Origin of the sequence: Micromonospora sp. HUAS YX12, from assembly GCF_040215685.1 — a bacterium.
Taxonomy (GTDB): domain Bacteria; phylum Actinomycetota; class Actinomycetes; order Mycobacteriales; family Micromonosporaceae; genus Micromonospora; species Micromonospora tulbaghiae.
In genome coordinates, this window is sequence record NZ_CP157974.1 from 3,056,451 (window position 1) to 3,068,004 (window position 11,554).

The following is an 11,554-nucleotide window of genomic DNA, read 5'->3' on the forward strand; positions in this document are numbered from 1 at the left end:
GCGGATGCCGAGCCTCACCCGTGCAGAGGCGACCGCGCGCCGCGCGTCGATCGTTGTCGAGTCCTACGATGTGGACCTCGACCTGACCGGCGACGCCGAGCGGTTCCGCTCCGCCGTCACCATCCGGTTCCGGGCCACCCCCGGCGCCGAGACCTTCGTCGACGTCAAGCCGCGCCGACTCCTCGCCGCCCGCCTCAACGACCGCGACCTCGACCCGGCCCTGCTGGCCGGCGACCGGCTGCCGCTGACCGGCCTGGCCGCGACCAACACGCTCACCGTCGAGGCCGAGATGGCCTACTCCAACACCGGCGAAGGGCTGCACCGCTTCGTCGACCCGGCCGACGGCGAGACCTACCTCTACGCGATGTCCTTCCTGGACGACGGGCCGCGCATCTTCGCCGCGTTCGACCAGCCCGACCTGAAGGCCCCGGTGACGATGAACGTCACCACGCCACCGGAGTGGACCGTCGCGGCCAACGGGCAACTCGCCGACCGGCCCGCGCCCGGGCGCTGGGAGTTCGCCCCCACCGAGCCGCTGGCGACCTACTTCGTCTCGCTGATCGCCGGGCCCTGGCACGTGCTGCGCGCCGAGCACGACGGCATCCCGCTCGGCCTCTACTGCCGGCGCTCGCTCGCCGCCCACCTGGACGCCGACGCCGACGAGATCTTCACCGTCACCCGGCAGTGCTTCGACCGCTTCCACCAGCTCTTCGCCGAGCGCTACCCGTTCGGCAAGTACGACCAGGCGTTCGTGCCCGAGTTCAACGCCGGCGCGATGGAGAATCCGGGTCTGGTCACGATCCGCGACGACTACGTCTTCCGGTCCGCTGTCACCGACACCCAGCGGGAGCTGCGGGCCACCACCATCGCCCACGAGATGGCGCACATGTGGTTCGGCGATCTGGTCACCATGAGCTGGTGGGACGACCTCTGGCTCAACGAGTCCTTCGCCGAATACCTCGGCACCCGGGTCACCGCCGAGGCGACCCGGTCCGACCGGGCGTGGACCACGTTCGCCAGCCGCCGCAAGGCCTGGGGCTACACCGCCGACCAGCGCCCCTCCACCCATCCGGTGGCGCCGGAGGAGGTCGCAGACGCCGCGCAGGCGCTGCTGAACTTCGACGGCATCTCGTACGCCAAGGGCGCCAGCGTGCTGCGTCAGCTCGTCGCGTGGCTCGGCGACGAGGCGTTCCTGGCCGGGCTGAACGCGCACTTCGCCGCGCACCGGTTCGGCAACGCCACGCTCGCCGACCTGCTGGCCGCCCTCGGCAAGGCGAGCGGCCGCGACCTGGACGGCTGGGCGGAGTGCTGGCTGCGCCGCGCGCAGGTGAACACGCTGCGGGTCGACGCCGCCGTGGACGCCGACGGGCGGTGGACCGACGTGGCGATCGTGCAGACCGCCCCGGCGAGCCACCCGGTGCTGCGGCCGCACCGCATCGGGGTGGCCCACCACACCGCGGACGGCCCGGCGCACCGGTTCGAGGTCGACCTCGACCCGGACGCCGACGGCGGCCGGACGCCGCTGCCCGAGCTGGTCGGGCGGCCCGCCACCGGGCTCGTGCTGCCGAACGCCGGTGACCTGACATTCGCGAAGATCCGGCTCGACCCGGCCTCGGCGGACGCGGTGCCGCTGCTGCTGCCGGGGCTCGACGATTCGTTGGCCCGGGCGCTGCTCTGGGCCGAGACGCTGGACGCGGTCACCGACGGGGAACGCCCGGCCGGCGCGCTCGCCGCGCTGATCGGGGCGGCGCTTCCGGCCGAGACCGAGGTGACGATCGTCGAGGACGTGCTGCTGCTGAGCCGCCGGCTGATCGACCGCTACCTCGACCCGCTCGCCCGCGACGCGGCGCTGCTGCGGGTGGCGACCGCCTGCGCGGCGCTGCTCGACTCGGCGCCCGCGGGCGGCTCGTTGCAGCTCGCCGCCGCGCGGGGTCTGATCGGCGCCACCACCGACACCGCGATGCTGACCGGCTGGCTGGCCGGCGAGGGCGTGCCGCCGGGGCTTGCGGTCGACACCGACCTGCGCTGGGCGGTGCTGCGCCGGCTCGTGGTGCTCGGCGCGGCAGGCGCGCCGCAGATCGATGCCGAGGCCGGCGCCGACCGCAGCGCCACCGGCGCCGAGCAGGCCGCCGCGTGCCGGGCCGCGCTGCCCGACGCCGACGCGAAGCGGGCCGCCTGGGAGATCGTCACCCGCAGCACCGAGCTGTCCAACCGCCTGGTCGAGGCGGCCGCCGAGGGCTTCTGGCAGCCCGAGCAGGCCGAGCTGACCGCCGGGTACGTGGAGCGCTACTTCACCGACATGCCGGCGGCGGCGCGTCTGCGTACCGCGTGGGTGGCCGACGCGGTCACGATCGCCGCGTACCCCCGCTACGCCGTGGCGCAGCCCACCCGGGAGATGGCCGCGGCGCTGCTGGCCCGCGACGACCTGACGCCCGGGCTGCGGCGGTGGGTGACCGACCTGGACGACGACATGCGCCGGGCGCTCGTGGCGCGGACGGCGGTGGCCGCCGCGTCGGCCTGACCGGGGCACGCCGGGCGGGGCTCACCCGCCCGGCGTGGCCGACCCCGCCCGGGCCCGTCCGGGGCGCGGCCTACGATCGCGGGGTGGAGGAAGACATCCGGCGGGTCGGCATCATGGGCGGCACGTTCGACCCGATCCACCACGGGCACCTGGTGGCGGCGAGCGAGGTGGCCGACCGGTTCGGTCTGGACGAGGTCGTGTTCGTGCCGACCGGGCAACCGTGGCAGAAGGTGGAGGAAGCGGTCACCCCGGCCGAGGACCGCTACCTCATGACGGTGATCGCCACCGCCTCGAACCCGCGTTTCCAGGTGAGCCGGGTCGACATCGACCGGGGTGGTCCCACCTACACCGTCGACACGCTGCGCGACCTGCACGCCGAGTACGGCCCGAAGGCGCAGCTGTTCTTCATCACCGGCGCGGACGCCCTGGAGCGCATCCTCTCCTGGAAGGATCTGGACGAGGCGCTCGAACTGGCCCATTTCATCGGCGTGACCCGGCCCGGCTTCGAACTGACCGACAAGCACCTTCCGGCCGACTCGGTGAGTCTGGTGCAGGTGCCCGCGATGGCGATCTCCTCGACCGACTGCCGCGCACGGGTCGCCCGGGGGGAGCCGGTGTGGTACCTGGTGCCCGACGGTGTGGTGCAGTACATCGCGAAACGGCGCCTCTACCAGCGGTGATTCGCCCCCTTTCGTCCCGGTTCCTGCCTGAAATCGACCAGAACTGACAAGTCGGCGCACCGCCGGGTGTGAGAGGCTTGGAGGGTCGCACGGTTGATCGAAGGAGAACGGTGACAGTTTCCGAACGCGCGCACGAGCTGGCGATGGCCGCCGCCCAGGCCGCGGCCGACAAGAAGGCACAGGACATCGTCATCATCGACGTGGGCGACCAGCTCGCGATCACCGACGCGTTCCTGCTGGCCGCCGCTCCGAACGAGCGTCAGGTGCTCGCCATCGTCGACGCCATCGAGGAGCGCCTGCTGGAGCTGCCGGAGAAGGCCAAGCCGGTGCGCCGCGAAGGCGAGCGGGGCGGCCGGTGGGTGCTGCTCGACTACGTCGACATCGTGGTCCACGTCCAGCACACCGAGGAGCGCGAGTTCTACGCGCTCGACCGGCTCTGGAAGGACTGCCCGCAGATCCCGTTCACTGATCGCGACCTGGCCGACTCGGCCGCCGGCACCGCCACCGCCGAATGACCCGCCTGATCGTCTGGCGGCACGGCAACACCGACTGGAACGCCGGAAGCCGGGTCCAGGGGCAGACCGACGTGCCGCTCAACGACCTCGGCCGGGAGCAGGCCCGCGCCGCCGCGCCGGTGCTCGCCGCGCTGCGCCCGGACGCGATCGTCGCCAGCGACCTGCGCCGGGCCGTCGACACCGCCGCCGCGCTCGCGGCGCTGACCGGGCTGCCGGTTCGCTCCGACGCCCGGCTGCGCGAACGGCACTTCGGCCAGTGGCAGGGTTTCACCCTCACCGAGGTGGCCGAGCGGTTCCCCGACGAGTACGCCCGCTGGCGGGCCGGCGACCCCGACCCCGGCGCCGGTATCGAGCCCCTGGGCGACCTGGGCGCACGGCTCGGCGCCGGGTTCCAGGACGCGGCCGACCTGGCCACCGGCGGCACCGTCGTGGTGACCACCCACGGCGGCGGCGCCCGGCAGGGCGTCGGGCACCTGCTCGGCTGGGACCACACGGTGCTGCGCAGCCTCGGCTCGCTGGCGAACTGCCACTGGACCGAGCTGCGCCACGACGACGTCCGGGGCTGGCACCTGCGCGCGCACAACGTTGGCCTGATCACCCAGCCGGCGCTCACCGACGCGGTCTGACACCTCCGGCCCCGGCACGTCACAGCGCCATCGGCTAGCGTGCCGGTCATGCCCGTCGCGGTCGTCACCGACTCCACCGCCTACCTGCCCCCCGACCTGGTCCGCGCGCGCGGGCTCACAGTCGTACCGCTGACCGTCGTCCTCAACGGCGCGGAAGGGCTGGAGGGCGTCGAGACCTCCCCGGCCGACGCCACCCGCGCGCTGAGCGGCCGGCGGGTCTCGGTGAGCACGTCCCGGCCCGCGCCGGAACAGTTCGCGCAGGTCTACCGCGCGCTGCTCGCCGAGGGCGCCGACGGCGTGGTGTCGGTGCACCTGTCCGCCGAACTGTCCGGCACCGTCGAGGCCGCCCGGCTGGCCGCCGCCGAGGTCGGCGACGACCGGGTCACCGTGGTCGACAGCCGATCCACCGGCATGGGCCTCGGCTTCCCGGCGCTCGCCGCCGCCGCGGCCGCCGCCGGGGGAGCCGACCTGACCGGGGTACGCGACGCGGCGCTGGACGCGGTCGCCCGGACCACCATCTACTTCTACGTCGACACGCTGGAGTTCCTGCGCCGGGGCGGCCGGATCAACGCGGCCGAGGCACTGCTCGGCACCGCCCTCTCGGTCAAGCCGATCATGCACATGCCGGACGGCGCGATCGTGGTCAAGGACAAGGTCCGTACCGCCAGCCGGGGCGTGGCACGCCTGGTCGACCTCGCCGTCGAGGCAGCCGGCGACGCCCCGGTGGACCTCGCCGTGCACCACCTCGCCGCGCCGCAACGGGCCGAGCAGTTGCTGGCGGCGCTGACCGAGCGGCTGGGCGACCGCCTGCACGACACGTACGTCACCGAGGCCGGAGCGGTGGTCGCCGCGCACGCCGGGCCGGGGCTGGCATGCGTGGTGGTGCACCGCCGCGCGGCCTAGGGTGGCCGGATGAGCCCACTGTCGTATGTCGTCACCGGCGGCGGTCGCGGCGTCGGACGGGCGATCGTCGAACGGCTGGCCGCCGACGGGGGCATTGTGGTCGTGGTCGAGCGGGACAGCAGCGCGCTGGACTGGCTGGCCCGGCATCCGCTCGCCGACCGGCTGCACGCGGTGACCGGGGACGCCGGCGACGAGGCGGTCACCGGCCGGGCCGCCGACCGCGCCGAGGCGTACGCGCCGCTGGCCGGCTGGGTCAACAACGCCGCCGTCTTCCGCGACGCCGACCTGCACCGCGCGCCCGCGAGCGAGGTGGTCGACCTGATCGCGCTCAACCTGCGCCCCGCGGTGGCCGGGGCCGGCACCGCCGTACGCCGGTTCCTGGCCGCCGGGTCCGGCGGCGCGATCGTCAACGTCTCCTCCCACCAGGCCCGCCGGGCGGTGCCGGGTGCCCTGCCGTATGCGACCGCGAAGGCCGCGCTGGAGGGGCTGACCCGGGCGCTCGCCGTCGACTACGGTCCGCGCGGGATCCGCGCCAACGCGGTCGCGCTCGGCTCGATCCACACCGAGCGGCACGCCGCCTACCTGGCCGGGCTCGACCCGGCCGGGGTGGCGCACGTCGACGCGGAGATGGCCCGGCTGCACCCGCTCGGCCGGATCGGACGTACCGACGAGGTGGCCGAGGTGGTCGCGTTCCTGCTCTCCGAGCGCGCCTCGTTCGTCAACGGCGCGACGGTGCCGGTCGACGGGGGACGGGCCGCGCTCGGCCTGGACCCGGAGGCGCGCTGAGCTTCGCCTCCCGGCCGCGCTAGCACAGTCAGGGCTTGATCGGGCTGCTGTCCACAGTGCTCCCGTCGTCCACAGGTGAGAGTTCACCGGCCGACGGTTGATGAGCCGTCGCCGTAGCGTCCCGAGCCGTGCCAGACGACGAGGAGACGACGGTACGGCGGCGGCTCGCCCGGCTGTTCGGGTTCACGGATACCGCCGCCGTCCCGCCGATCCCCGCCGACCGCGTGCGCCGATCTGGCCATCGCGCCCGAGAGGCCCAGCCCGACCCGGATCTCGGCGAGCAGGGCGGCCGGGCGGCGCGGTCCTTCCGGCGGCCCGGGCTCTCCCGGTCCGGGCCGGACCCCGAGCCTGGGCCTGACGAGGCCGGGCCGGTCTTCAACGGCGGGTCCGGCAAGGGCCTCGGGCATGCCCCCGGCGGGACCGGGCCGGATGTCCGAGGTCGGCTCGGGCCGGTGCCGGACGATATCGAGCCGGGTTTCGGGCTGCGTCCCGGCTTCCCGGAGCGCTACCGCGAGCCGGAGCATCCGTTCGGGGCCGATCCTGCCTCCGCCGAACCGGACGTCGACGCATTACACGACGCGCCGGCAGCCGAGCGGAGTCTGGCGTCCCGGCTGCCCGGTCCCTGGGCGTTCGATCCCGGCCGCCGGGGCGTACGCGCGCTCGCAGTGGTGGCCGCGTTGGTGGTCGTGGTGGCCGCCGTCTGGGCGTGGCGCGCGCGTCCCAGCGCCGAGCCCGTCCAGCCGGTCGCGGCGTCCTCCGAGGCGCCGGTGAGTGCGGCGACCGAAGCGGTTCCCGGGGTACCCGCGCCGGCCGGCTCATCCGGTCAGGTGGTCGTCGCGCTGGCCGGCAAGGTCCGTCGCCCCGGCCTCGTCCGCCTTCCGGCCGGTGCGCGGGTGGCCGACGCGATCGAGGCGGCGGGTGGCGCGTTGCCCGGTGTCGACGTGGCGCTGCTCAATCCGGCTCGCAAGGTCACCGACGGGGAGCTGATCCTGGTCGGCGTCACCGCCCCACCCGGGCAGGCCGCGCCCGGCCCGGCGGTGGGTGGCGGTGCGCCGGGTGGCTCGGCGGCGCCCGCCGGCCCGGTCAACCTCAACACCGCGACGCTGACCCAGCTCGACGCGCTGCCGGGCGTCGGCCCGGTGCTGGCCCAGCGGATCCTCGACCACCGGGACCGCAACGGCGGGTTCCGGTCCGTGTCCGATCTGCGGCAGGTCGACGGGATCGGCGACGCCCGGTACGAGCAGCTCAAGGAACTGGTGACGGTGTGAGCCGCCTACCTGGGTCCAAGCCCGATCTGGCTGATGGCCGCGTCGTTGGCGGGGGCGCGGCCGACCGCGACGTGCCCGATCTGCGGCTGGCCGGGTTGGCGGTGGCGGCCTGGCTCGCCGCGCTGGCCGGGCTGCATCTCACCGTCGGGGAGAGCGTGTCGGTGGCCGCCGTCGCCGCCGCGCTCGCCCTGGTCGCGGGCCTGCACCTGTGCGGTGTGGTCGGCCGGCCGGGTGCGGCAGTCCGCCGCTACGGCTGGATCGCGGTCGCCGTACTGCTCGGCGTGCTCTGCGGCGCGGCGGCCACCGGCGCCCGGGTCGCGGTCCGCGACGCCGCCCCGGTCCGCGCGCTCGTCACCGACCGTGCTCCGGTCACCGCCGAGCTGGTTCTGCGGGACGACCCCCGTCCGATACGCGGTGCCCCCGGCCGCCCGCCGATGCTGCTGGTCCGCGTGGATTTGATCCGGCTCACCGGACCCGACGGCGCCCGGGTCACCGGCCCGGTACGCGCGCTGGTGCTCGCCGCCGACCCGGCCTGGCGTCCACTGCTGCCCGGGCAGCGGGTCACCAGCCGGGGGCGACTGTCCGCCCCGCGCGGCGGCGACCTGACCGCCGCCGTGCTCTCCACCGCCGACCCGCCCACGCTGCGCGGCGACGCGTCGTGGCCGCAACGGGCAGCCGGCGTGCTGCGCGCCGGGCTGCAACGGGCCTGCGAACCGCTGCCCGACGCGCCGGGCGGGCTGCTACCGGGTCTCGTGGTGGGCGACACCAGCCGCCTGCTTCCGGAGGTGGAAGAGGACTTCCGGGCCACCGGGATGACTCACCTCAACGCGGTGTCCGGTGCGAACGTTGATTAGGGAGGGTGGTAGCCTACCACGCCATGAGCGGGGAGAAGCCAGGGCTGCGCGCCGTCATCTATGCCCGTGTGAGTGATGACGACAAAAAGCAGGGCCGCTCAGTAGGCGAGCAGGAGCAGGAGTGCCGGCAAGACGGAGCCGACCACGGGTGGACGGTTGCGGAGGTCTTCGTCGACAACGACCGGTCGGCGAGCCGCTACGCCCGGAAGGCGCGGGAAGCGTACGTCAAGCTGCTCGACTACCTCGCCACGGCGCGCGTCGATGTGCTCATCCTCTGGGAGTCGTCGCGTGGCGGTCGAGAGCTTGAGGGGTGGGCGGCGTTGCTCAACCTCTGCCGGCGCCAGGGCGTCCGTATCCACGTCGTCACTCATCGCCGCACGTATGACCTAGAGAACCCGCGCGACTGGCGCACCCTTGCTGAAGACGGGGTTGACTCTGCGTACGAGAGCGAGAAGACACGCGAGCGCATCCTCAGGTCTGTACGGGCTAAGGCGGCGAGCGGTAAGCCGCACGGGAAGCTGCTGTATGGCTATCGGCGAACGTATGACGACCGCGGCAACTTCATCGCCCAGGTGCCGCGCGACGACGAGGCCGCAGTGGTTCGCGAAGCTGCTCAACGCATCGCCGACGGCGCATCGTGCTACTCCATCGCCCAAGACTTCAACGCGCGAGGCATCCCGACACCGCGCGGGGGTGAGCAAGGCTGGAGCCTGTCTCAGATCAAGCGGATGGTTATCAACCCGGGTTACATCGCTCAGCGGGTGCACAACGGCAAGATCGTCGGTCCCGCCGATTGGCCCGCCTTGCTCGACGAGCAGACGTACTCGGTCTGCGTCGCCCGGCTGACTGACGAGAAGCGCAAGACGCTGCGCGATACCTCGGTCAAGCATCTGCTGACTGGCATCGTGGCCTGTCAGAAGTGCGGTGGCCGGATGCGTGTGCAGAAGAATCGAACGCACTACGCCTACATGTGCAAGCCGAACTTCTGCGTGTCGATCAAGCAGCAACTGCTTGAGGACTTCATCACTGCGCTGGTTGTAGAGCGGCTGTCTCGGCCTGATGCGCTCGATCTGCTCTCGCCACCCGATACCGACGAACGGTCGGTCAGGGCGGCGAGGGAGGCGGCAGAGAAGCGGGCCCGACTCGATGGCTGGTACGACTCTGCGGCACGTGGCGGTCTGAGTCCGGCGGGCCTGGCGCACATCGAGCGCACGTTGCTTGCCGAGATTGAGGCTGCCGAGGAACAGGCGCGTACGGTGGCGGTGCCGCCGATGGTTCGCCGCTTGGTTGGGCCCGGCGCTGAGGCGGGCTGGCGGGACCTCGATGTGGCGCAGCAGCGTGAGGTGGTGTCGCTGTTGATGGACGTCAGGTTGGGGCCGACGCAGCGCGGTGCACGCCGCTTCGACCCGATGCGGCTCGGGACCTCCCGTTGGCGTGGGGACACCAAGACGTGGGCGAAGCACTGGGCGACCACTGGTTAGAAGCCGGTCCTCTTCGGTTACGATCCCTGTTCCTTCTGGCCGAGTAGGCGAAGCGCCTTCTCGGTCAGCGCCCCGCCCGCCTCGCCTACCTTGACGGGGGTGAGCAGGCCGCGCCTGCGTGCTACAGCGATGCGGTTAGCCCAGGTCCCCCCTGATCCACCGAACCTCTCAGCCAGAGTCTTCGATGGGGAGCGGTCGCCGTCTTCGACCAGCAGCGCGTATTCCAAGGCGAGCCCCGCGTAAGCCTCGTCCCCCCGCTCTCTCCTGCCTCGCCCATCCGTGAGGAACGGGGCCATGCGTAGGTCGCTGGGGCGGGCGAACGGCAGGGCCTTGGCGCCTGCTGTCCCAGAGCGCTGACTGCTTGCGGCTCGCCGCGCCGTGGCCAGCAGTTCCCCGATGGGAAGCGAGCGGATCGTCTTGCCCGTCAGGCCGGAGGCTGGCTCGTCGAGCTGCTGAACGGTGAACTCCGCTGCCCGCCACTCGCCGGCGCCAGGACCGCTTCGGGTCAGCCGGAACCCGACCCTCCAGGCTTCTTCGCCTTCCTCATGCCGCAGCACGACGAAGGCATCACGACCCTGCTCCAGCCAGAAGACGGTCGGGGAGGGGACGGTTGCCTCGGCTTGCCTCATGGCATCACTGAGGCTTCGGGGAATCGATGAAGGCATGAACCCATCATACCGTAAGGTGTGATGCAGGTTAAACGATGAAGGCTGTACACACCTTCACTTGATCCGTAGTCTCATCACCGGCGGCGCGATGCGCCGCCGCAACCGCGCCACCCATTGGTGGTGCCGACGGAAGGAGGTGCAGTGAGGTCCGCCTGACCTCGACAAGGAAGGAGAGCCACACCAGTGGGGCAACCAACACCACAGACTCGCGGCGCTGACTGGCGTTCCCATGTAAGCCGGCTAGTTGACGAGGCGCCACCGTTCACCCCTGAGACCAAGGCCCGCCTGCGAGGGCTGTTCTCGGGAGTTGGCCGATGAGCACACCTGGCAGGGTGGGTCACCTGCCGACACCAGACATGAGCAACGCCGAGATCACTCGGCACTTCAGAGAGGCAGGGCTCAGCATCCTCTATCTGGCAGCCATCACTCGGTGGACCATCCCCGACATCCTCGCGGCCTGCATGTCTATGCCCGAGACGTTGGCCGGTGGGTACCGGGAAGGGTTAGAGGACGCTCTGTCCCGCGTCACCCTCGCTTCTGAGTCCTGAGTTGCGGATCGACTTCGGGACAGGTAGGCCGTGGGGTGCTGTCTCGCTGAAGGAGTACCGGCGGCATGCGAGGGACCCCCGGCATGCCCTGGCCTACCGGGTCCACTTCGCCGCCATCGGCTGGGCCAACCGAATCGGGCATGCGGAGTTCGCACCGGGAGGCCTCGCGGGCATCCTCGGCGAGGAGGAGCGGCCGGTCAACGCTTCGAGTGTCTCGCGGGCGATCGCTCAGGCGAAGCGACTCGACCTCATCGGGCCCACGTCCGCCGCTCGGTGTCTGGTGCTGCCTCGGCATCAGTTCCAGAACGAGGGCCATGGCAGCAGGTCATGCAGAACGCATGGCGTACGGACCGCTGGCTAGACGTTCCTTGCCCTGACCGGGCAAGCGACTTGCCCTGAGAGGGCAAGCGACAACGCGCTGACCTGCGATAACGCAAGACTTCTCTCTATCTAACTAGGGAGCCATCGGCGAGGTGAAGTCCTCCCGATCAGGCTTCGGCTTCGCCCTGACCTGGTCCGCTTCAGTGGGCTATCTGGCAGCGGCGAAGAGAAGAGGGCCCCGTAGGGGCCCATCTAACTCTGCCCATCAACACCAAGCAGTAGAGGCGACCCCTGGTCCGTCTCTGCCTTCCTGGTCTCACGACCAGGCCTCATCTACCCCTGTACCCGTTCCGCGGTCTACGGCCCGCTGAGCGGCTCGCAGG

At 72.2% G+C, this 11,554-nt stretch carries 9 protein-coding genes and 1 pseudogene; 9 read left to right on the forward strand and 1 reads right to left on the reverse strand.

The genetic code is table 11. The features are described 5' to 3' along the window. Window positions 1-4: 4 nt before the first annotated feature. The 9 genes and pseudogenes from pepN (at window position 5) to ABIH81_RS14920 (ending at window position 9,634) form a co-directional block, all read left to right on the forward strand. Window positions 5-2,521 (forward strand): aminopeptidase N, encoded by a 2,517-nt coding sequence (gene pepN, locus ABIH81_RS14880; RefSeq protein ID WP_349880821.1) that lies wholly within the window; start codon window positions 5-7, stop codon window positions 2,519-2,521. 83 nt (window positions 2,522-2,604) lie between these two features. Continuing rightward, on the forward strand, window positions 2,605-3,201 hold the full coding sequence (nadD, locus tag ABIH81_RS14885; RefSeq protein ID WP_349880822.1) for a nicotinate-nucleotide adenylyltransferase: 597 nt from the start codon (window positions 2,605-2,607) through the stop codon (window positions 3,199-3,201). A 110-nt stretch (window positions 3,202-3,311) separates the two neighbouring features. Beyond that, window positions 3,312-3,716 carry a ribosome silencing factor gene (rsfS, locus tag ABIH81_RS14890; RefSeq protein ID WP_013287996.1) on the forward strand — a complete coding sequence of 135 codons (405 nt, stop codon included), beginning with the start codon at window positions 3,312-3,314 and terminating at the stop codon, window positions 3,714-3,716. Beyond that, complete coding sequence (locus ABIH81_RS14895; protein WP_349880823.1) at window positions 3,713-4,342, forward strand: histidine phosphatase family protein; 630 nt, start codon at window positions 3,713-3,715, stop codon at window positions 4,340-4,342. The genes rsfS and ABIH81_RS14895 overlap by 4 nt, the downstream gene beginning before the upstream one ends. Window positions 4,343-4,390: 48 nt before the next feature. After that, entirely contained in the window at window positions 4,391-5,245 is an 855-nt protein-coding gene (locus tag ABIH81_RS14900) for a DegV family protein (RefSeq protein WP_349880824.1), read from the forward strand. Window positions 5,246-5,254: 9 nt separating this feature from the next. Beyond that, a complete protein-coding gene (locus tag ABIH81_RS14905; RefSeq protein WP_349880825.1) occupies window positions 5,255-6,031 on the forward strand; it encodes an SDR family oxidoreductase in 777 nt (258 codons plus the stop codon). Between the two features lie 452 nt (window positions 6,032-6,483). Continuing rightward, entirely contained in the window at window positions 6,484-7,299 is an 816-nt protein-coding gene (locus ABIH81_RS14910) for a ComEA family DNA-binding protein (protein WP_349881111.1), read from the forward strand. Between the two features lie 71 nt (window positions 7,300-7,370). Further along, window positions 7,371-8,147 (forward strand): annotated as a pseudogene (locus ABIH81_RS14915) (ComEC/Rec2 family competence protein); the annotation flags it as partial. A gap of 29 nt (window positions 8,148-8,176) precedes the next feature. Next, window positions 8,177-9,634, forward strand: coding sequence for a recombinase family protein (locus tag ABIH81_RS14920; protein WP_349880826.1), 1,458 nt, complete (start codon window positions 8,177-8,179; stop codon window positions 9,632-9,634). Between the two features lie 17 nt (window positions 9,635-9,651). Here the strand turns inward: ABIH81_RS14920 and ABIH81_RS14925 are convergent, their stop codons facing one another. After that, window positions 9,652-10,299: a hypothetical protein gene (locus tag ABIH81_RS14925; protein WP_349880827.1), complete on the reverse strand. Its 648-nt coding sequence runs from the start codon at window positions 10,297-10,299 to the stop codon at window positions 9,652-9,654. Window positions 10,300-11,554 lie beyond the last annotated feature (1,255 nt).

Excerpts from the sequence above, each read along its gene's own strand:
- pepN (WP_349880821.1), top strand. The coding sequence starts at position 5 with ATGCCGAGCCTCACCCGTGCAGAGGCGACCGCGCGCCGCGCGTCGATC.
- ABIH81_RS14895 (WP_349880823.1), top strand. The coding sequence starts at position 3,713 with ATGACCCGCCTGATCGTCTGGCGGCACGGCAACACCGACTGGAACGCC.
- ABIH81_RS14900 (WP_349880824.1), top strand. The coding sequence starts at position 4,391 with ATGCCCGTCGCGGTCGTCACCGACTCCACCGCCTACCTGCCCCCCGAC.
- ABIH81_RS14905 (WP_349880825.1), top strand. The coding sequence starts at position 5,255 with ATGAGCCCACTGTCGTATGTCGTCACCGGCGGCGGTCGCGGCGTCGGA.
- ABIH81_RS14920 (WP_349880826.1), top strand. The coding sequence starts at position 8,177 with ATGAGCGGGGAGAAGCCAGGGCTGCGCGCCGTCATCTATGCCCGTGTG.
- ABIH81_RS14925 (WP_349880827.1), bottom strand. The coding sequence starts at position 10,299 with ATGCCTTCATCGATTCCCCGAAGCCTCAGTGATGCCATGAGGCAAGCC.